We start from the raw sequence: 21,861 nt of genomic DNA on the forward strand, positions 1-21,861 counted from the left end.
GGTTATGAAGTTATAATCTTACCAACCCACTGCGCTAACTTATCAGGCGTGATGGCTGCAACATGCGCTCCCATATCTGCCAAGGTACGTGCTGCAAAAAATCCTCATAAGACAGATTTCCTATCAGATGGTTCAAATCTCCAAGTAACTGTTCATCATGTAAGAATACATCGCGGGCTATGGAAAAGACTCCTTGTAAATAAGTAGCAGTAATAACCCCTTCGAGCCGAGGTGGAATATCACTAACAGAAAGGAGGCCAGTTAGTTGATCTTTAAAGATATCAACAGATAAACCCCATCTCTCTTTGGACGAAAGCATATAGAGAAATTTCAGGTATTCGACGATGTCATTTATTTCATCAGGGTTAGGCTTTGTTATTTCATAGATTTTCGTTACTGCATGGTAATAGGCTTCCTCAATAAGCTTTTCTAATTGATCCGTCTCCTGAAGAGCAAACAATCGTTTTTGTTCACAGAAAATTGTAAGTGTCTGAAGAGTTTGGCAGAGAGAAACAAAGCTTCCATCTCTCTTCACAGAATCCTCGACCATGTCAAAGAGCCTGGCACTCAACTCCTCTAGCCCCATTAGCATTGTCTTCAAAAGCCATTTAGCTGCTTCTCTGCTATGATGATCCGGAATATCCTTCATTAATTTCTCTACCTTATTAATTGCCGCTTCTTTAATGCTTCCCCCATAAATCGAATTTTCAATGAGCCTTGCTTCTACATAGGAAGAATACCTGTAGTTCCAGCTTTCTCTGACTACATTAATATTCTTATTGTCGATCCAATCTGGACCTATTATCTTTTGACAAAACTCTGTCACTAAAAACTGTACACTGTGAAAAAAATAACTAGTCTCTCTATGTTGTAACGTATCTAATGGTTGTGATGTGGCAATCGACCGCTCTCCCTTCGTAAAAGCAGAGGTAACCGCATCAAGCAATTCGTAGACTCCGCCCTCTGATTTAGATCGAAAGGTAGCAAGCCCCAGCACTAAATGATATGCCTCAATAGCATCTGAAACGGAGCACCCTTTTTCCCTCAAGCTTTTTAACAATTGAGCCAAAAATAGAACAGCACTGTTATTGTAGGGAAAGGATCGCTTCTTCTGGATTGCCCTCCAGACAGTGTCGTAGTAATTGACAAAGGGCATTCCGCTTGCATATCCATTTACATGATCCGCCTCACGAAAGGTGTACACCATTGGATACACTTTTTCATTTTTTACTTGCCTTACTTTATACAACGTTTCCATGGGGGCTTCATGGTCTTCATCGACTCCATAGCAAAACGTCCTTTCTGCTATATTCTTTTTATCGTCTGAAAGGGATACCTACTTCCTTTGAGGAAGAACTATACATGATATAACAGAATATTATTTACCATCACAAGGGCAGAAAGTCACAACGTAAGGACTACGAGGGACGAACAGCAATATTATTGGGTAAAAATGAGAAGATTAGATGAAAAATCGACATATCTTCCTTTGTGTAAACATTCCGTCCATCAGGATGTAGTGATTTTATTCCTCACCCTTGGACTCTCAATGCTAAAGCAACATAAAAAGACGCTCGAAAGCGCCTTTTCATAAGTAGACTATATATAGAAAAGAACTTTTGTCTTTTGTTTTATTCATCAGCCTTTTTATAAGTGACTAACCAGTTATCACCTTCATGTTCAACATTTTCCAAAACATATTTCGTATTTGCATAGCAGCCTCCACCCATTTTTTCGTATGGAATACTTTCTATGGTTGGATACGTTTCTTTTGATAATAAACCTGTTAAATATTCACTTGCGGGAGCAATAGAGTACCTACTGTGGTCTATTGAGATAGGCGCAGCACTAACCACGGAACCTACTGACAAAACAGCAAGACTCAACATTCCAACAGCCATAACTCTCTTCATTTGGTTTTTAAACACAATTGTTTCCTCCCAATGTTCATTTATTTGTATTGCTTGTATTTAATTTACCATCAAATTAATAAAAATGGATTAAAATGGAATAAAATATAGTAATAATTTTATTTATATTTCTAATGTTATTATCTAATAGCAATTAGTAGATTATGTAGCATCTGTACAAGTATGCATTCTCCATAGCTTTTCATCCTTCTATCGAATGATTGCATACAAATAGACGACACAAAGCCACAAACAAAGGGGTGTAAACAAATACGTATCATATTTAGAGAAACGAGAACTCTTCACTCGCTTAAACAGCCCGACATATTTGAATTCCCCTATGCTTCGAAGGCCAAACACAGCGACACATACCCAGCACCCCCACTTCACAATTGGATAGGAGGGAATAGACGGGAGAATATCCCCCTGAACCATCAGAAGTAGTGATGCCCCGAATAGTAGAAGCGCAACAATGAGCGTACCTGCTGTGCCTGGGACAAATGTAGGTTGTTGGGATACGCCTGTAGGCACTGCAACGCCTACTCCCCATTTGCCACCAAACGCCCAATATACATGAATACATCCAATGAAAACTAAGAGCAAAATAGATAATCCGATGAGAACATCCATCATTTTCCACCCTTCTGTGAACCAATTCCTTCCCAGACAACCTCGAATTGGCGTAGAAAAATCGTTTCTATACTGTTTACATCCGTTTCCGACGAAAACCATACCATAAGAGTATTGAAATAAACGCCTACTAGCACGGAAGCAATATCCGCGGAAACCATATGCTCTGAAAGCTGTCCATTTCTTTTAGCATCATCGAGCATGGATGTGATAGCCTCTCGAAATTTTTGTACAACGCTTATCTCTTCTTGGATATGTAAGGTGGAGCGCATCAATTCTAGAATGATTAGCCTAATAATATCGGGATGCTCTGTATAACGTGCAAACAAATCATGAAATAGAAGCGTAAGTTTTCTTTTTAGATTAGGCTCGTCTGCATAGCGAAATGCACTTTGATAAACCGATTCTAGCTGAGCCCTGCCCAGATGAAGTAAAATGGCCTCTTTTTTCGAAAAGTAATTGTAAAACGTTCCTTTAGCGATGCCACATGCTTTTGTGATTTCCTCTACCGTTACATTGTCGAAGCCTTTTTCTTTAAATAATTTCAAAGCCTGCAAGAAAATGTGCTCCTTAAGCTCTTGTTTCCTTACATCCCTTAACATTTTAGAGATCACCAGCCTCTTATAATGATGACTATAGTCAATAAATGACTACAGTCATCATTATAAACTAAAAAAGTAATTTTTTTCAATATTTATTTTATTTTCGGATGCAATTTCATTCCCTAGCTTCTATTCATGCTGGGCGCACGAACAAAAACACCCCCACAAATGTGAAGGTGTTTTGTTTATCTCCATTTTATAGCCTTAATAAGTAAAGGAACGGGTGAGCTTTTGCAGCTCTTCAGCCATATGAGAAAGAGACATTGCTAATGCACTTACCTCTTCCATGGAAGCAAGCTGTTCCTCTGCAGAAGAAGCAATGTTCTGCGAATGGTCAGTTGCTTGCTGGGCAATATGAGCTACATTTTCTCCACTGGCCGAAATTTCTTGAAGACTCGCTGAAATTTGTTGGGTGATGCTAGCTAATTCTTCAATCTGCTGAGAAATCTGGCTCGTGGAAGAGAGAATTTTCTTAAACTTCTGATCCGTATCGTTTGCAATTTCAATTCCCGTTGCTACTTCCTCTTTAACTTTATCCATCGTCTGAATCGATTGATTCATATCTAGCTGAATCTCTCCCAGCAACTGGGTAATTTGATTGGAGGATTGTGTGGATTGATCCGCTAGTTTTCTAACTTCTTCCGCAACCACAGCAAAGCCACGTCCGTGCTCACCAGCTCGTGCTGCCTCAATAGCCGCATTTAAGGCAAGTAAATTGGTTTGAGCTGATATATCCGTAATAACATTTAGCATTCCGGAAATATCACTTGTACGTTTATCCAGAAGCTTAATCACAGTATCTGACTCATTGACAGACTTATGGATGGAGTTCATCTGCTGAACTGTTTTTTGTACTGCCATTCCGCCATCTTCTGCTGTTTCTCTAGTTTCTGTAGATGTTTCTGCAATAGATGACGAGCTCTCCGCAATCCGTTGCATACCAATAGATATTTCCTCGATAGAGCTTGTTGTTTTATAGAGAGCGTTTTGTTGCTCTTCTGCCCCACTCGCAGCTTCTTGGATAGCAAGTGTAATGTGCTCATTTGCTTTACTTGTCTCTTCTGCGCTAGCTGTTAATTCCTTAGAGGAGCTGGCTACCTGTTGTGCTGATAAATCCACTTCACGAATCAGATGTCGTATATTTTTTAGCATGTAATTAAAATCATTTGCCAAATTACCTATTTCATCTTTAGAGGTAATCTTCAATTCTTCTACTGTAAGGTCCCCATCTGCTACCCTGTTCAACTGTTTGGCGACCAATACAATTGGTTTGGTAAACAGTTTGGAAAAAAAGCTGACAATGATAATTCCAATAATCGTAGAAATAGAAACAATCAGAACGATCAAAGTCAAAATTTTATTAGCCCCGGTATTAAACTCAGTAAGATACGCACCGGATCCCACAATCCATCCCCAATGAGGCTCTAATTGTACATACGAGACTTTGGTCTCCACATCGTCAGAATTAGCTATCTGCCATTTATAGCTTACATACCCGCCATTGATCGTTCCTTTTTTAATAAATTCCTTTCCTAATAAAATACCGTCTTCGGTTTTAACATCCATTAAATTCTGGCCTTCATTGGATGGATTCATGACGGACACAGCCTTTTCGTTGACCGCCCAAAGATAACCCGTCTCACCAATCGTATACTCTTTTTTAATCGGACGTTTGTTATCCCCATTTATTGGACCTAGGAGTTCTTGACGCACCTTTTCCTGTGCTTCTTCTAATGTTAATTGACCGGCCTCAACCCGTTCGTTCATCAGATTAATCAGACCAATTACCATTTTCACATTGTTCTTTAGTGCTGTTTGACCAGCCTGATCTAATTCTTTTTTTGTTGATCCATAAGTTGTTATCCCAATTAGCAAAGTGGGCACTAACAAGATTCCTAAGCATAAAATTGTAAGTTTGGCTCGCAATGAAGCTATTTGAATTTTCACATTCTCTCCTCCTTATAGGTCTTTCTCTTGTGTGACAAAATGGATGTTTCTTTCATCAATCTCCATCTCATTCTATCTTTATAAATATCGTAGAAAGTGAACCAGATAATGAGAGGAAATAATTACCTCACTATCCAATTTTGGGCCTCAGATTGTTCTTCTTGCTGGTAAGATTGAATTGCTGTAAGATGGGTAAGCAATTTTGTTTGGTAAGTAGCTGTTAATTATTTCACAAAAATACCGATATATAAATAAAGAAATCACAAACCGGAAAAGGATGAGAACTGTGGATGTAAAAATTTTAAACGCTTATCTCAAAGGACTGACAACTGTACTAGGTTCATTAGGAATTAATATAGAACGTAAAGACGTACAACTCCAAAGATCCCCTTATACCTATGATCAGTCCCATAGAGTCGTTTCCCAAATAACTGGTGTCGTTACGGGTGACATTATTATTGGAATGGAAGAAGATGCTCTTTCTGTTTTACTTCAGTCCTTTAGCATCCCGCTAGACATGGTCGATGACGAGATGAAAAAAAGTGTACTTGAAGAATTTGCAGATATGGTAAGAGGCCATGCAATCACTAGTTATCAAGCAATCGAGGCTCAAATTGAATTTACAAATGTTGGTTTACTCAAAAATATTTATTCTGATGATACCTTACCTCAACAAAAACAAAGCTTAAGTGTACATATTCTAGTCAACGAAGAATTCCCAATCCATATCGATTTTGTTTTACAGTAATAAGGGTACATATGAAGACAAATACCTCCTCCGTGGGGGTATTTGTCTTCTCATCAGCACACAAATGAAACCCTCTAAATGTAATTTAGAGGGTTTTAAACGCAATCAATTTATTTGTATCTATGATCTTTCTGCGCTTACTTTTGAACTTTGCTCCCTTTCCATAAAGACATTTGATTTCCTTCGATATGAACACGCTCCTTGGACCCCATCCCATATCTTAGCCAGACAATTCGGGCATCTGTATCTTTGACGTTTTACCTCTATCTTCCTTGGCTCGCCATCTACAATGTCATCGAATATCTGTATGCGGGTTTCTGTCCTGTGAAACTTTTGGTTTCTACATATGGAGCATCTTTTAGGAGGTTCGGTGTAAATATTTATAAGTAATCACACTCCTTATCGAAGTTTTTGATTGAAGGATATTATATAATAATCATTTTCAATCTACTACACAAAATAACATGAAACTGTAATTTTGTCCTTAATATACATTTTGTTAAAAATATGCTCACTAAAAAATCGACTTGAACGAAAAGAGGAATGGTTGCTATCTTACTTTAGGTAGACAAATAAAAAGAGACGTGCACGGCACCATTTACCATACACGTCATTACCGTATACCTACTTCTATAATTTTTTTGGAGAGTCTAATCTCTCAGGATCTACCATAACAGTAATACCACTAGATTCTCTCTTTATAGAAATTTTTACTCCGTCAACTTTCATTTCTTTAAAAGACTCAGCTGTGCTTCCACCTTTAATCAATTGATCTAGCTGATCTGACCAAGCGATACCGGTAGCTTGAATCATTGCCTTAATGGTATGTAAATCTGGAGTCCCCTTATACATCAGACCATCAATTGTTTTTCCATCTCGCTTCAACATAACACTAACCCATTTTGCTTCTTCTTTCGTGTATTTTTCCTTTTTCGGATAATAGAATCTGTAGAAGTTTGTGTTCTTTTCTAATTCAAGAGTAAAAGGTAAAACTTCAATTCCTTTACTAGCTAACTCTTTTTTCAATTTGTTGTAACGACTAAGATATTCCTCTGTTGTCATATCCTTAAATGCGCCTGTTGATTTTACTTCCTCTTGTTTCATTTCAGACTTCGGACTGTCTATGGAAATATCCGTCTTTTCAATGGAAGCGTCTGTCTTTTCATTAGCTCCGAACACCGTAAGGCCAATTACTACAAACAATGCGACCAATAAAGCCATGTACTTTTTCAAGAATGCCCCTCCTCGCATGAAATTATAGACAATTTAGATTGTTCTTGTTTTCATTATAATTTTAGTTCTGTTCAGATGGTACAAAATGTTTTACGACCGCTTTTCTATACGCCGTTTAAAAAACGCTGGTTGCCACACCTGCATGATCGGAGTTCGGGAAAGTGTGTATAGAACAAGCGCTGACCAAATGCAAATAAAGCTTAGCAGATGGCTATGCGTAAACGACTCTTTATACAAAAATATAGCAATCGCCAATTGTATCGTAGGGGCGAGGTATTGGATAAAACCTAACGTAGAAAGGGAAATACGCTGTGCTGCTGAAGCAAATGCAAGAAGTGGCATTGCCGTAGCTATCCCAGAACCTATGAGCAATAGATCCGTTCCCCAATCTGCTATACCAAACGAACCAGCACCTTGGCTCTGTAACCAGAAGATATACACCAGCGAAATCAGAGCCACTGGGACCGTCTCTAGAGTCAATGAGGTAATCGAGTCTGTTTGAATCAACTTTTTAACTACACCATAAATACCAAATGACAATGCTAAAGAAAGAGAAATCCATGGAAGCTGGCCAAAATTAATAGCCATCCAGCATACGCCGACTGCCGCAAAAAGTAACGAAATGAGTTGCCAAAAATCCAACCGTTCTCGGAAAAATAGCATTCCTAACGCGACATTAAGCAAAGGATTGATATAATAACCGAGACTCGTCTCTACAATATGACCGGAGTTAACTGCCCATATGTAAATCATCCAGTTCGCACTAATTAACACGGAAGCAAGTAAAAAGAGCAGTAAACTCTTTGGCTTTTTCATAAAGTCCATAACCCGTTTCCAATTCTTCTTTAGTCCTACTAATACAATGGCAAAAATAAGTGACCATAAAATACGATGCGCTAAAATTTCGCCTGGAGGTATAAAACTGACACTTTTCCAATAAATCGGTAAGAATCCCCACATGGTATACGCCGCTATTGCATATAGAACTCCTACCCTATGTTCGCTTTGCATAATTACCCATCTCTTTCCTTCTCGAATTGTTCCTAATCATACAAGAATTATCAGGTCATTACAAAGAAGTTTTGTAGGAAATTACACTTCTCTGTATGCGCTTTTCGAGAAGTTAGTATGGGAAAACTTACACATGAGAAAACCCTTTCTATTTGACGACCGGCCATTTCTCCTTGCGCAATGCATTCAATAGTTCCGAACCGACGTGCAAATTATCCCCAACCAGATCACGAGGAGTAAGCGCCATCCATTGATTTAATGACATATCGGCAAATCGATCGCTTTTACATATCTCCAAAAACCATAACGTTTGGTTACCTGTATTCTGAATATAGTGTCCATAAGCAAACGGTACGTACCCGACATCACCAGCTCTATAATCAAATGTACGAGCTGTATTGTTTCCTGCAAACACCGTCATTCTTCCCTGTCCAGCAAGATAATACTGCCATTCGTCATTATTGGGATGCCAATGCAGTTCTCTCATTGCTCCTGGTTCGACCTCAACCAACGCTACCGCGACCGTTTTTGAGATAGGAAAATTAGATGAGTCCACGATCCTAACGCTTCCTCCAGGTGTTTTAATCGGTGTTTGAGCTAGCAGTTGATATGTAAAGCTTTGGGGAATGGTACCATACGGAGACTGGATTTTCTGACTTTCCAGCGAACCAGGAACATTGTCTTGGTAGATATAGACTTGCTCTGAAGGAATGTATGTAAAAGCATTCTCCGGTACGCCAAAATTGGCCGACAGCACATCTTTTGGTCGACCGAGGTTATTCGTGTGCCCGCCCTAACAACATATAAGCCCATTCTGCTTGCTGATGCCAATGTAATTCACGCACCCCGCCCGGCGTCAATCGCATATTCACCCCTGCAAGTGTAGTAATCGGGAATTCTCTAACTGTCGCTCCAGCACCATCTTTTCTTATGGGCTGCGGCACATTTTTGCACGCAGCTTGAATCATAGGTCGTTTTTCCATGAGACATGCTCCTCTCACTTAAGTGGTTACAAGGAGAATTCAATTCCTCACTCAAGGAATTTATGGCATAAGTTCCATGATTATTACTCTCGTATCTTTACTTCAAAAAGTTGTAAAAAACTCTTATTTAAGCGCACCTATATTCTTAATGTCTACATGAGCAGAAAAACGAAGGGAAGCCTTCGAAAAGGTAGCTGGCCATATTTCTTGAACGTTTTTCCACTCTTTATATTGATACGCTCTGGCATAAAGTCCTAGCCCTATTGGATCGACTTGATGACGCTGAAGCTTTGTAAGTAAAGCAGCAACCTGCTTATTTATTTCCTTTTCTATCATGGCTTCTATTTTCTTTTTTTCCTTTTCGCTTTCTAGATTCAATCGGAAAGTACGTTCTGTTATGGCTGCCGTTAGCTTCATATTAATATCAAACTGAAAAACCCCTTGTTCATACATTGTGTTTACGGTTTGCTTTTTGAGAGTGGTGGCCAGTGTAATGTTTTTCTTACGGCTATTATCTTCACTGTCGGGAAAATGCACTGGGATGGTGAAAGTGTACGGTTCTTTTTGATTATTGCGTAGTAAATCGAGTAAAGCAGATTCTCGAAGGTTAAGGGAGGCACGATAATACCCTCTCTTATCAAGAAGTGCAGTGCCCAGAACTCTTACTTCCTTTTTTTCTTTTTTTACTTCCGACATAAAAGGAGTCATTCCTTTTTCAGTTGTCATGTAATGAAACTGACGAAGGGTCACTTTTTGTGTAATGTGTCGATGAACCGCCGTATCGACTAACTGAGCCAAAAAAAGTGAAAGACGCGGTTTATCCACAGGATCAAAATTGATAATATCGCTAACAGGACCCTCTACCGCTATCATACGTAAGCTTGTTGCGTTCTTGGGATCCCGGTATAAAACGTCCAAATAAGGAAAAACTCTTTTGTTTTGCAACAAACGCTTACTCATTAGAAGACTTTGTGTCTTCCCTCCCTCTGTATAAGCTGTATCGACGGCATCGAAGTTGGTATATGATTGTTGAATGGTGGTGGCAAGTATGCCGTATTTTTCTGTTTTTGTCTTTGCTTCCCGGCTAAATACCGGGCTTCGTTGATAGACAAGCAGATTGTTTTTCTGATCTAAATCAAGTCCTACTGTTAAAGCCAGCGTGACTTTTTCTAATTCGTGCTGGTCATAGCAACCTGTTAGACAAACAAGAAGAAACACGATGATCATTTGCCTTACCCTATGCATCATTTAAGTGAAATCCTCCTCTGAAAAAAATGGTGGAGTCCCATGTAGAGCCAAAGAACAACAGGGAGTACATAAGCAATTATCGAACCGGCAGCCCCCCACGCTTTTGCTAATTGAGCGATTTGCGTGTAAGAGGGCTGGAAGAAAAATCCTGTAATAAGTAAAAGAACAAGAAAAACAAGAAGATGCTGTTGATAATGGGCTTCTTTTTTCAATAATGTACTGCTACCAAAGACGGTAATAAAGGTGTAAGGGAGCCAAGTGGTTGAGAGAACAACCATATAGGAGGATAAAAAAATAATTTCAAATCTCTCAAGAAAAGGAAATTCGATTTCTTTTAATAGATTCAACGTAGGCCATTGATACTGAATAGACTCGTAAGGGCTATAAAAAAGATACGTAATAAGGGTAATATGGAGGAATACCAAGAGAGATAATGTATTTGCAATCACAATTCCTTTTGTGGCGTGCTGTTTGCATGTAAGAAAGGGATAAAAGAAAAATGCCATTTCAAAACCTAAAAAAGAGACTATTGTAGTTTTTACTGCATGAAAAATCGGAAGCCAGCCTTCTTTAATCACAGGCAAGAGATGTAGCGGGTGTGCGTCTTGTAAGGGAACCAAAAGCAGTATCGGTATCCAAAGAGTCAAGAAAAAAATAATTTCGGAATATCGGCCTAATACTCGTACTCCTTTGTGTCCAATGATATAAGCGGGAATAAGATACAAAGCCAAAATCATATAGTTAGGGGTTTCCACTAAAACCCAAACATTAATAACAAAGAGGGCTGTAAATAAAACAGTAACAGTCACAAACGCTCCGTACAAAATCATAAGGAGATTACCGAAATTTCCAAGCCAGGTTCCAAAGTAATAAGGCAGTAAATCAAACAAGGTTTTTTGAGGATGTTTTTTCATGATGTACGTAATCAATAAACTTGCACAAATCGACAGCATCCAGCCAAGTAAGATAGATATCCAACCGTCTGTCCCTGCGATTTCTGTAAGCTCACGAGGAAGGGTTAGGATGCCAATCCCAACTTGTGTCCCATGAATCAATAAAATATACTGCATTAGGGTAATTTCGTTATTTCTATACTTATTCATACCTTACTCCTTATGAGATAAATTCGGTCATTTTTTTTCACGCTGAATGGGGCGAGCACCGGTTTGTCGTTTATTTAGATAACGAAGGGGAGCCCGTAAAACGGAATCCTTCCAATCTGAAAGTCGCAAAGGAGCAATTGGTGCTCCATAAGGTGTACGCATTGTTTCTAATGAGATTAAATGTCCCAAAATTACCATCATTCCCAAAGCGATCCCAACCATACCGAACATCCAGGCCACTAACATCATAGGAAAACGAAGCAAACGTATTGCGTACGCCATATCAAAAGCCGGTACAATAAAGGAAGCGATCGCCGTTAACGACACAACGATCACCATGATATCGCTTACCAATCCAGCCTTAACAGCTGCCTGCCCAATGACAATCCCACCAACAATACTTACGGTTTGTCCAATATTCGAAGGAAGCCGAACCCCTGCTTCCCGTAGCATTTCAAGCGTTAATTCCATTACAATAGCTTCTAAAAGGGGCGATACTGGGACTCGGTCTCTTGATTCACCAATAGATAAAATCAAATTTATAGGGAGGAGTTCATAATGGAAACCAACAACAACAATATATAAAGCAGGTAAAAATACTGCGATTAGAAAGCTCGACAGTCGTAATAATCGTATAAAGGTAGCAAGCGGCCATCGTATGCTGTAATCATCGATTGTCTGAAAAAAAGTAAGAAAGTTAACGGGAGTAATTAACACACGAGGAGAGCGATCGACAATAACCGCTACTCTCCCCTCAAGAATGTGCATGACTGTGACATCTGGCCTTTCCGTAAGAATAAACTGCGGAAAGGGGGTAAAGGAAGTATCCTCAATGTACTGCTCTAATTCGCCTGTAGTCAGCAATGTGTCTACGGTAATCTGCTTCACGCGATTTTCTAATTCTTCAATGACTTCGGGGTTGGCAACATCACCTAAATAGACAAGATGAACTTTTGTGCTCCCTCTTTCACCCACTCTGTATTGTTTGATTTTCAATTCCCGGCTTGGTAGGAAGCGACGGATAAGGGCAATATTCTGGGTATCGGTTTCAAGAAACCCTTCATGCCCACCTTTTAACATGATTTCTGAATCTGGTTCCTCCACTGTGCGTTGCGGCCAACCTTGAGAGGCGATGACTAGCGCTTTTTCCTCCCCATCTACAAAGAGAACACTGCTTCCCTCAAGAATGGCGACTTCAATTTCTGTCCACGATTGGGTGCACGTTATGTGACTAAGAACAACGGTTGAGTCCCAAAGCTGTTGGGCCGATTTTATCTCATAAATAAGGGGGCGAAGAATATTTTGCCGGATGACATTGTTATCAACCATCCCTTCTAAATAAACAAGGATTGCATCTGTCTGCTCATGGATTTTAATGTGGTGAATTTTTAGATCTGGAGCTTCATCAAAAATAGAATTTAGATATTCTTCATTTAGTTGCAAGGTATTGGACAAGGGGGTATTTGAATTTGTAGTATGAACAGTATCTGTAGCTATCTTGTTTTTGCTTTTTGAAAACCATGTCATATGTTTCATACTTACACCTACATTCATTTCTTGATGTATATCATTCCATATTTTTACCTGTGTTACCTATTCTATACATCTATAAGTAATGAAAACGTCTAGCATTGCGATTTCAATCTGCAAAGAAAGTGGTCATTTTGTTAAAAATCAATTTCGGAATTAATTCAATTGCATGAATATTTCTCGTTATATTGACGAACATATTTTCCCAGCATATACTTACCCATATACTTTATTACTTAAAAGCATAACAGCTTAAAAGCAAAAAAGCGAAGTAATCCACTCTGTTTGCTGACATAGCAAGGATGGACAGGAGGAAATCAATATGCAAGCTACTAACCAAACAAATTTAATTATTCCCAAACACCTTCAGCCTTACGTCGTAGAGCAGAATTACGATAAATATACAGATGTAGACCAACGAGTTTGGCGCCATGTATTGAATCGGAATTACAATTTTTTAAAAGATGTGGCCCATCCAGCTTATGTAGATGGATTACGCAAAACAGGGATAAGTCTAGATCATATTCCCCGTGTAGAAGAAATGAACCAATGCTTGCAGCCATCTGGCTGGGGAGCTGTTACGATAGATGGGTTTATACCTGCTGTAGTTTTCTTTGATTTTCAGTCACGTGGAATTCTTCCGATCGCTACCGATATTCGTAAGCCTGAACATATCGACTATACGCCGGCACCTGATATCATACACGAAGCTGCTGGGCATGCTCCTATCCTAAGCGATAAGTGGTATGCAGATTATGTCAAACGCTTTGGAGAAATTGGTGCCAAAGCATTTGCTACCAGAGAAGAGCATGAGGTTTTTGAAGCGATTCGTGCATACTCCAAAATCATGGAAGATCCTAAAGCAACTCAAGAGGAAGTTCTGCTAGCCAAAGAAATTCTTGATGCAAAACAAAGCGCAGTGACTGGAGTATCTGAGGCAGAAGAGATTGCCCGATTATACTGGTGGACGGTTGAATACGGATTATTTGGTAAAATAAACAATCCATTGCTATACGGTGCTGGTCTACTCTCTTCCATTGAGGAAAGCAGACACTGTTTAACCGATGCTGTAATCAAGCGACCATTCTCTTTAGAAGAAACAATCCACACAGCTTTTGACATTACCAAAATGCAGCCTCAACTATTTGTTTGCGAAAGCTTTGACCAGTTGCTTGATTCTGTTGAGCGTTTCAAAGATCGCATGGCCTATCACACAGGCGGTAAGGAAGCTATGGAAAAAGCACTTCATTCAGGGGTTACCTCCACAGTGGTGTACAGCTCTGGTTTACAAGTAACTGGAACAATGGAGTCGATGGTATGCGATGAAAATACTGAGATTGTTTTCTTCCGCATGGAGGGTCCAACTGCTCTTGCCTGGAACAATCAGGAACTGACTGGACATGGCAATTCCACACACGCTGAAGGTTTTTCTTCTCCAATTGGTCGTCTAAGAGGAGTTTCGCGTCCTCTTGAGATGTTTACCGATGGAGACCTAGAAGCGAACGGTGTCAGAATGAAGGAACACGTGAGTCTGGAGTTTGAAGGTGGAATAACAGTGGAAGGAAGATTGGAAGAAATCGTTCGCCGAGAGGGCAAGATATTGCTTCTGTCTTTCACCCAATGCAAAATCAGTCATCACGGACGCATACTTTTCCAATCAGAACAAGGCTCATACGATATGGCTGTTGGCGAGCGAATCATTTCGTCATTCGCAGGTGCCGCAGATCCTGAAAGATTTTTTAAGTAAAAAGGAAAACCTTTTATAGAAGATGTCCCGACAGTTGTTGGGGCAGCTAGATATAATCGTAACGATTAATACTGACCACTCTAGGATACTGATAGTCAAAAAAATCGGAATATTTCATTCAAACAGATCATCTATCAAATTCTTAATTTCTTTTTCTCTATCCTCAGTTGCCCCTTGGTCTATTTCAATAGAGATGCTAATCACTTGTCCAACTTGCACATCATCAAAAAAAATAGATGTAGGCAGGTCATACGTCTGTCCGTCAATCTCCACAACAACCAAATGTTTTAATGTCGTTCATGAATATAAAAGTCATTAGTAAAGGTATATTTTGTATTTTGAATTGAAAAGCAAAATAGTTTGGACATAAAAACCGGTAGAACCTTAAATCATGTTTCTACCGGTTTTTTGTTTTTCCAATTCGTTTGCAAGTTATCCATGGAAATTACTGGTTAAATACCCCATCAAAGGTTGGAATCTATTTTACATATTTTTTCTCGATGATCTAATAACTTTCTTTGGAATCATATGTAATATTTCATTAGTTTTATCTATACCAGTAAGCATCCTTGTAGGATTTGTGGGGAGAAGTGAAAACAGGTTAAAGCTGGCTACTACCCTACCAAGAAGTCGTGCTATAAAAGAATATATAGGTGTATATAAAATAATCCCTCCAACGTTTTTTAACGAGGGAGGGATTTCTCATGCTGACAACATTTTATTCAAACAAATCGTCAATGAAATCATCAACTTCTTTTTCTCTATCCTCAGTTGCTGTTCGGTCTATTTCAATACATATTCTAATCACTTGTCCAACTTGCACATCAGCCGGAAAAATAGATGTAGGTAGGTCGCAGGTCTGTCCATCAACCTCTACAACAACCAAGTGCTCCTCAAAACGATCAACAATCCCTTTTGTATCTTTCATTCTCTCACCTCGCAGTCTTCCATGTAATGGTCTTTCCATTGCTTATAACTATAACAGTCCCTTTTTGATCTGTACGGTATGTAGTAATCCCAGCGCCTTGTAATTTCTTTAAGGTGCCTTGTGTTGGATGCCCGTACCTATTTTCCTTTCCTGAGCTAATAACAGCATATTTAGGGGCGACGGCTTTCAAGAATGCTGGTGTAGTAGAAGAATCTGAACCATGATGACCGACTTTTAAAACGTCAGCTTTGACCACTTGTTTGATTTTTAGCATATCAGCCTCTGACTTGTGTTCAGCATCGCCAGTAAACAAGAATGATGTGGTCCCATAAGCAAGATGTAGTACTGCACTCCATTCGTTAAGTTCTTTGTCGTATGTACTCACAGGAGCAACAAACCTAGCTGTAACACCCTGTAGAGGTATTGTTGTGCCAGCTACCGTTGCTTTAATTGACAAACCTTGTCCTTTGATTTGTTTCAGCAGATTAACATATGTATCGGTTGTATGGGCTACTTTTGGTGCATACACAGATTTAACTTTAAAATTCTGCATGACCTTATTTAGTCCGCCAATATGATCGGCATCTGGATGAGTCATGATCAGAACTTCAATGTCGTCCACTTTGAGGTCCTTTAGGTACTTCACCATCAAGTCGCCTTTGTCAGTGTTCCCGCCATCAATTAGGATATTGTCACCATTAGCAGTTTTTATGTACGTGGCATCACCTTGACCGACATCAAGGAAGTAAACCTTCAGATCGTTTGTGCCTGGCGCTACTGGAACGCTTGGAGCAGGTGCTTGTTTAGTAGCAGGGACAGCTTGTGGCTTTGGCTGTGATGCAGGTGCTGGCTTAGATTGATTAGGGCGGATTATCTTACCATCTTTATGGATGTGATACTCCCCATCTTTTAATCCCCACTTGGCACAGTTTGTTTTACAGATGTGCCCACCGCTAGCATCTGTCTTACCTGGATGCGCTTCGGATAGGCCAATGGGTAGAATGAACATAGCCATGATGATTACTAGTAATAAACTTCTTTTCAAAATTGGCACCTCCAAATGTTAGTTAAGCAACTTGGTCCGACACACGTCTGTCAGAAATGATTGCTTGGTATGTAGTGATATAGTCTTACAAAACTTCAACGATTCTGGATAACTCTTATACTTTTCTCTGTAAAAACTGCCATAAAAAATACACCCTTTAAAGTTCATCGGCAACCCTCAAGGATTTTTCCAATGTCTACTTTAAAAAGTGCACTTCAGTGCTAAGGCAAGCTTTATTTAAATTAAAAAATACATCTTTTAATCGAAGTAAACGCGTAGGCACTATTTTGTAAAGATAGCCACGCCCAATCTCTCCTATATAAATAGGTCACATAGGAACGTAAGACTTCAAATCGACAGAACTAAATGTAACGATACATCTACAATTACCAGGATTAACAACAAAAAGTCCCCAACGGTTCAACCGCTGGAGAGCTTCTTGTAATACATATAGAGTCTGGCACCTCTATATAGCATGAGTGAAATCACGCCGATTTGTACAAATCGACAGCACCATATGTTCATTCGCTCAGCTAACATTATTTTATTTCAGACACTCCGAAAAGGTTCCTTTTACTTTACAAATCAACAACAGCCCATTTACGATTTCCATGTTCCAACACTGGAGACAAGAAACTTCCGTCTCCAAAGCCATTAATGAAGCTACGTCAACAGTACATGCACGATACGTGGAGCCATCGGCTAAAGAAAAATAGTTCCCACAAAAAAAATCTCTCTCAAAGGAGGGGACGTAGCTTGTAGACGACCTTTTTAAAATATCGTTTGAAACACCACAATTTTTGTCTTCTTATCAAAAAACAATAGGCGTGAGAACAAACAAAGAATTTTTTAGAAATTTCACCTTTAAATAGGCAGAAGCATAACTTACCGTAGGATTTTTAAAATTATTAGAAAGGCAGGTTTTTACATGGCCATTTCTTACATGGACTATACATCACCATCGACTCAATTTACCTATGATTTGAGCAACAACCCTTTCTTTAGAAAAGATTCCCGAAACTACATCAATGTACTATCCATTATGCAATTGAATACATTAGGAAATGTTTCCTTACTTGACATCTATCTTAGTACTGGAAATGTCGTTGAACCACACATTCATCAAAATGCATCGGAGCTTGTGTACTGTATTTCCGGGGCAGCCGTGGTGTCATTAATCAATCCATTCACAAATGAACTTCTAAACTTTCCTATCACACCTGGTCAAGTAGCTAACGTGCCTCAAGGTTGGTGGCATTATGAAGTAGCAACTGTTGATAACACACATTTACTAGCTATCTTTGACGCCCCCATTCCAGAAGTAATTTTTGGATCTGATATTTTAAGATTGACACCTCCCAACATACTTGCCCATACCTACTGTCTTAATGAAGCTAAAGTCAAAGATACATTAGCACCTATTCAAAACACTGTCGTAATCGGTCCTCCTAAAGACTGTAAATTACGTCAGGTTCGAGGAAAAATGCCTCATCAGCAGCAACAACAGTACCCAAATCCCACTTATGGTTATCCACATCAGGATTATTATAATCAAGGTCATGGACAGCAACAGACATATATCACCCAACTTCCTCCTGAATGAACATTCCAATAATTCGTAATATAAAATAAAGAATAAACTATTGAGTCCTTATTTTATTCCGCTTGGAGTCATTAAGGGCTTTTCCCTTTTTAATCCCTTCGTTCTCGTATTTTAGAAAAACCTTCTGATCCAACCAATTTACGGATAAATCCTTCAAGTGGCTTATTGTTAGCTAAATTTCCTACTATTTCTTTACAGCCATTTACGTCAATCGTGGTTCGGACTTCTGTCTTTTTTCCATGAAGGTTCGTTCAATCATTTTCAGCTATTTTCGATTACATAAACAGTATGAAACAATGAGGAGGTGGAGTAATGTCTTGTTGCTGTCGCCGTCTCTGTTGTCGTTTCTTCTTCTGGTAGGGTTAACCCGAAATCTACCAATTTGTTTTTTATGTAATGTTACAATTCAAACATTTTGCGGATATATATTTACTGCTTCTCTCATAAAATATTAAAAGACCTAGAAATGGTTTAATAGAATATGAGCAAACAAAAAAGCCACCGAAAATGCGGTGACTTCTACGTTTTACGCCATCTTGTTATTCCTTTTTCCTACTAATTTAACCTGCTTAATGATATCAGCTTCTAAACGATCGTTGACTTTATCAATGCGTTTGCCAATCAAGAAAAGATCAATTAAGCACATAATACCAGTAGGAATAAAAAGAGTAAAACAGCTAATAACAAAAAGTACTAAATAGAAAATACCTAACCCGATATCTCCTGCATAGAAGCGATGACCACCCACACTACCTAAAAAAAACCATAGCAGATACGCTATCCCTACCGACTTCTTCTTTTTGTTCAGTTCTGCATTGACCATTAGTTGCTGATCAGTGTTTAAGTTCTGTCTTGCAATTAAATTATCCATAAGTCCAACTCCTTGAATTGAATAAAAAATAAAATAAGTATATCTAATGTTAATTCTAGGAAAAACGATAAAGTCCTCTTAATTTTGATATATTTTTCACAACTTCTGTTATTATTTTCTTTTGTAACATTTGTCAAATAAAGTAGAAAACCCCATAAATTCATACGTATCCCAGGCCATCGGTTGCACTTCACTTCTTTTGTCATTGCTAGTATTTTGTTCTTTGACAACAGATTCTTTTGTAAATCCGTTCTGTTCCATAAATTTTTGAGCGCTTTAGGATCGTCGATATAAATAACGGGTATAGTCTGTCCTTTTTCTTTTTCACTTGTGATGTATTCAATCTTATCTGGTGTAATGCTACCGTTGCTCAATGAATCAGGTAAATCAATTCCTTGGACATTGGTACTTGTCCAAGGAATTGTGACTCCAAAAGACACTGCTACAATTAAAGATACACCTACTAGCTTCTTAAACATAATTTTTCCTCCAATTAAAGCGACTGAAAACACTTTAGTAGAAATAAAAGTTGTCAAAAGGTTGTCAAGTAACAGTTGAAAGGGATCATGTTGTCAGGGTAGGAATAGATAAAATAAGAGCCTCCCCTTGATTACCAAGGAGTTTCAGCGTTTTATATATGGTGATCTGGACTGGGTTCAAACTATTTTAACCGCCAGGCAGCACCGATTATATCTATCACGCCTCTCTCGTTAATATTGGCATCTTGAATGCAAACAGGTTTTTAATGACTTACTCGACAGCTTCCAATCTCCTTTCCTGCATAGACCACTCGGTCAGTCCAAATTATTTTTACTTGAAACTACTTACTGTCAAGCCAACTATCCTGTAAATGGTGCTAATGCCTAAGTCAATTCCCATACTCATTCATACAGTGTATTAAACTGGGTAAAGGGGTTTTAAAATGAGAAAAATACCTGTTACAGGGTTTCTAGTCCAATCGAAGGAATCCTCATCAGAACATTCACATGGATTATATATTACTTCTTGGAATGGTATGCCTTTGCACAGACATCCGTTTTCTGGTACTACATCATTCAATGATGGACATGATCATCAATACATTGGTGTTACGGAGCCCGCTCCGACAGGTGTTCCTCATGTTCACCGCTATTATACGGTTACTTCAATAGATAATGGTCATACACATATTATTGAAGGAGTAACTGGTCCCGCTATCAGTCTACCTAGAGGAGGACATGTTCATTACTTTGAAGGGTATACAACAGTAAACGGAAGACAACCGCATTCTCATCATTACAAAGGAACCACAGAAAATGAAATTGACTAAATCGTAGGTATGATAATTTGCAAAGTAGCACGGAAATTTTTCGTGATGTTTCCCATTTATTAATGGTTGGAATCGATCAAGAGAAAGTAAAAAGAGCTCACATTATTTTGTAAGCTCTTTTCTTATTTGAAAATATAAGATCAACGTTTACATCTGGACTAACAATTAGATTCAGGATTACTTCTTCTTTGTTTACTACGTTTTTTTGGCCCTTCTAATGCCTCTTCAAAAGCTTCTAGTATTTCAAGAAAATGTGATGCTTCTCTAAAGACATGGTCTGCAAGAAGGGGAGGGATAATACTTTTGATGCGACAGGCTTCGATCAAATCACGGGCTGTTTTTTTAAAATCACGGAGTTGGCGAACAGACACTCTGTTCTGATCGACAAACTGTGATAGTAAAGGAACAGTTTGGGATTGAGGACTCATGGAATCCAAATCAATCGCTTGGTATAGAAGTTGATCAAAGTCATGGCTAAAATCACGAGCCTGTTCCACTAGCTTTCGTTCAGAGGGGTCCAGTAAATGATTAATGAATTTAGCATGATCAGCCATAATCCGAAGAAAGAAAACATTTTCATTAATGATGGCATCCGGTAACGGGTCTAAAGTGCCAGTGTTTAGTTGTTCCAGACGTTTGGCAAAATAAGCAGCTTCTCTGCTAACGTGATCGACCAATAACGGTAGGTTATTCCCTCCAATTTGACAGGTGATAATCAGACCTAATACTTTTCGTTTAAAGGCCCAAATATGTTTAACATGAGGAAGAATCTGGGCATTAAACTCAAATATATACTGGGGATCAACATCTGCTGATAGCGAAAGTGCCTGAGCTTCTATATTTTCAAATATACTGTAGAAGCGATCTGCTTCATTTATTAGCTGTGTATCGTCACAATTAAAACCTAGTTTCAAAAAAAGGGAATGTTCTTTCATTATCCTGGACCAAAATCGAACTTCCTCTAGTGATCTACTTACAAATACATCCGTCATCCACTGAGACCCCCTCAAATTATGTACTTTCTCAGTAGTTTATGCAGGAAGGATGCACCAAATGTCTGTCATTCTTTTGAAAGATTGGAGAGACGATTGAAATAATTGGTCAAACCTTTATATTATTTATTTCTTTTCTTATGTGTACTTATTGCATCAAGATGTAGCAGAAACTTATTAAACAGGGTTATTGCAACATGCTGTAAACAATAAGTACACATAAAAAAATAGCCACCCAGAGGTGACTAATTCTTTATTTCTAATGATATATTAAGCATATTATCCATATGGGATGGTCAGATATGAATATCTCCTTTTTGTGACCGAGCCCGATTCATGTTCTATTAGCGCTTCATTGAAGTTGATACTGGACAAGATCGATCCGTGATAAAGAATATTCGAGAATTCTAATACTTGGAAA

Annotated in this window: 20 protein-coding genes and 2 pseudogenes; 4 read left to right on the forward strand and 18 right to left on the reverse strand. The window is 38.7% G+C overall.

Annotated features, from left to right (window positions below; all coding sequences use genetic code 11):
• Positions 1-82: 82 nt before the first annotated feature.
• From EEL30_25910 to EEL30_25930, 5 genes and pseudogenes are all read right to left on the reverse strand, one after another.
• Positions 83-1,243: pseudogene (locus EEL30_25910) on the reverse strand (hypothetical protein).
• Positions 1,244-1,631: 388 nt separating this feature from the next.
• Positions 1,632-1,928: a hypothetical protein gene (locus EEL30_25915; protein ID QDX95410.1), complete on the reverse strand. Its 297-nt coding sequence runs from the start codon at positions 1,926-1,928 to the stop codon at positions 1,632-1,634.
• A 192-nt stretch (positions 1,929-2,120) separates the two neighbouring features.
• Positions 2,121-2,540, reverse strand: a complete 420-nt coding sequence (locus EEL30_25920) for a DUF3995 domain-containing protein (protein QDX95894.1) — start codon at positions 2,538-2,540, stop codon at positions 2,121-2,123.
• The gene (locus EEL30_25925) at positions 2,540-3,142 is read right to left on the reverse strand and encodes a TetR/AcrR family transcriptional regulator (GenBank protein ID QDX95411.1); all 603 of its coding nucleotides are present in this window, start codon (positions 3,140-3,142) and stop codon (positions 2,540-2,542) included. Before EEL30_25925 ends, EEL30_25920 begins: the two co-directional genes overlap by 1 nt.
• 204 nt (positions 3,143-3,346) lie before the next feature.
• Positions 3,347-5,089, reverse strand: coding sequence for a HAMP domain-containing protein (locus EEL30_25930; protein QDX95412.1), 1,743 nt, complete (start codon positions 5,087-5,089; stop codon positions 3,347-3,349).
• 286 nt (positions 5,090-5,375) lie between these two features.
• On the opposite strand from EEL30_25930, the gene EEL30_25935 reads away from it, so the two are divergent.
• Entirely contained in the window at positions 5,376-5,837 is a 462-nt protein-coding gene (locus EEL30_25935) for a hypothetical protein (protein ID QDX95413.1), read from the forward strand.
• A gap of 120 nt (positions 5,838-5,957) precedes the next feature.
• Here the strand turns inward: EEL30_25935 and EEL30_25940 are convergent, their stop codons facing one another.
• The 7 genes and pseudogenes from EEL30_25940 to EEL30_25970 form a co-directional block, all read right to left on the reverse strand.
• Positions 5,958-6,221, reverse strand: coding sequence for a hypothetical protein (locus EEL30_25940; protein ID QDX95895.1), 264 nt, complete (start codon positions 6,219-6,221; stop codon positions 5,958-5,960).
• A 246-nt stretch (positions 6,222-6,467) separates the two neighbouring features.
• Complete coding sequence (locus EEL30_25945) at positions 6,468-7,070, reverse strand: hypothetical protein (protein ID QDX95414.1); 603 nt, start codon at positions 7,068-7,070, stop codon at positions 6,468-6,470.
• 90 nt (positions 7,071-7,160) lie between these two features.
• Positions 7,161-8,081 carry an EamA family transporter RarD gene (gene rarD, locus EEL30_25950; GenBank protein ID QDX95415.1) on the reverse strand — a complete coding sequence of 307 codons (921 nt, stop codon included), beginning with the start codon at positions 8,079-8,081 and terminating at the stop codon, positions 7,161-7,163.
• Between the two features lie 148 nt (positions 8,082-8,229).
• Positions 8,230-9,064, reverse strand: a pseudogene (locus EEL30_25955) (cupin domain-containing protein).
• A gap of 123 nt (positions 9,065-9,187) precedes the next feature.
• The gene (locus tag EEL30_25960; protein ID QDX95416.1) at positions 9,188-10,312 is read right to left on the reverse strand and encodes a Ger(x)C family spore germination protein; all 1,125 of its coding nucleotides are present in this window, start codon (positions 10,310-10,312) and stop codon (positions 9,188-9,190) included.
• Positions 10,309-11,415, reverse strand: coding sequence for a spore gernimation protein (locus EEL30_25965; GenBank protein QDX95417.1), 1,107 nt, complete (start codon positions 11,413-11,415; stop codon positions 10,309-10,311). The genes EEL30_25960 and EEL30_25965 overlap by 4 nt, the downstream gene beginning before the upstream one ends.
• Positions 11,416-11,442: 27 nt before the next feature.
• The gene (locus tag EEL30_25970; protein ID QDX95896.1) at positions 11,443-12,942 is read right to left on the reverse strand and encodes a spore germination protein; all 1,500 of its coding nucleotides are present in this window, start codon (positions 12,940-12,942) and stop codon (positions 11,443-11,445) included.
• A 325-nt stretch (positions 12,943-13,267) separates the two neighbouring features.
• On the opposite strand from EEL30_25970, the gene EEL30_25975 reads away from it, so the two are divergent.
• Positions 13,268-14,692: an aromatic amino acid hydroxylase gene (locus EEL30_25975; protein QDX95418.1), complete on the forward strand. Its 1,425-nt coding sequence runs from the start codon at positions 13,268-13,270 to the stop codon at positions 14,690-14,692.
• A gap of 114 nt (positions 14,693-14,806) precedes the next feature.
• Here EEL30_25975 and EEL30_25980 read toward each other — a convergent pair whose 3' ends face one another.
• The 3 genes from EEL30_25980 to EEL30_25990 all read right to left on the reverse strand — a co-directional run bounded on the left by EEL30_25980 (position 14,807) and on the right by EEL30_25990 (position 16,665).
• The gene (locus EEL30_25980) at positions 14,807-14,974 is read right to left on the reverse strand and encodes a DUF3006 family protein (protein QDX95419.1); all 168 of its coding nucleotides are present in this window, start codon (positions 14,972-14,974) and stop codon (positions 14,807-14,809) included.
• A 436-nt stretch (positions 14,975-15,410) separates the two neighbouring features.
• Positions 15,411-15,620, reverse strand: coding sequence for a DUF3006 domain-containing protein (locus EEL30_25985; GenBank protein ID QDX95420.1), 210 nt, complete (start codon positions 15,618-15,620; stop codon positions 15,411-15,413).
• Positions 15,621-15,624: 4 nt separating this feature from the next.
• Positions 15,625-16,665, reverse strand: coding sequence for an MBL fold metallo-hydrolase (locus EEL30_25990; protein QDX95421.1), 1,041 nt, complete (start codon positions 16,663-16,665; stop codon positions 15,625-15,627).
• A gap of 928 nt (positions 16,666-17,593) precedes the next feature.
• Between EEL30_25990 and EEL30_25995 the strand changes: the two genes are divergently transcribed.
• The gene (locus EEL30_25995; GenBank protein ID QDX95422.1) at positions 17,594-18,268 is read left to right on the forward strand and encodes a cupin domain-containing protein; all 675 of its coding nucleotides are present in this window, start codon (positions 17,594-17,596) and stop codon (positions 18,266-18,268) included.
• Positions 18,269-18,794: 526 nt separating this feature from the next.
• Here the strand turns inward: EEL30_25995 and EEL30_26000 are convergent.
• A complete protein-coding gene (locus EEL30_26000) occupies positions 18,795-19,139 on the reverse strand; it encodes a TM2 domain-containing protein (GenBank protein QDX95423.1) in 345 nt (114 codons plus the stop codon).
• The gene (locus EEL30_26005; protein ID QDX95424.1) at positions 19,127-19,618 is read right to left on the reverse strand and encodes a hypothetical protein; all 492 of its coding nucleotides are present in this window, start codon (positions 19,616-19,618) and stop codon (positions 19,127-19,129) included. The genes EEL30_26000 and EEL30_26005 overlap by 13 nt, the downstream gene beginning before the upstream one ends.
• A gap of 443 nt (positions 19,619-20,061) precedes the next feature.
• On the opposite strand from EEL30_26005, the gene EEL30_26010 reads away from it, so the two are divergent.
• The gene (locus EEL30_26010; protein ID QDX95425.1) at positions 20,062-20,448 is read left to right on the forward strand and encodes a hypothetical protein; all 387 of its coding nucleotides are present in this window, start codon (positions 20,062-20,064) and stop codon (positions 20,446-20,448) included.
• A 158-nt stretch (positions 20,449-20,606) separates the two neighbouring features.
• On the opposite strand, the gene EEL30_26015 is transcribed toward EEL30_26010, so the two are convergent.
• Positions 20,607-21,440 carry a DUF2935 domain-containing protein gene (locus tag EEL30_26015; GenBank protein QDX95426.1) on the reverse strand — a complete coding sequence of 278 codons (834 nt, stop codon included), beginning with the start codon at positions 21,438-21,440 and terminating at the stop codon, positions 20,607-20,609.
• Between the last annotated feature and the right edge of the window lie 421 nt (positions 21,441-21,861).

The sequence above is a fragment of the Brevibacillus laterosporus genome (genome assembly GCA_007833815.1).
Classification (GTDB): Bacteria; Bacillota; Bacilli; order Brevibacillales; family Brevibacillaceae; genus Brevibacillus_B; species Brevibacillus_B laterosporus_D.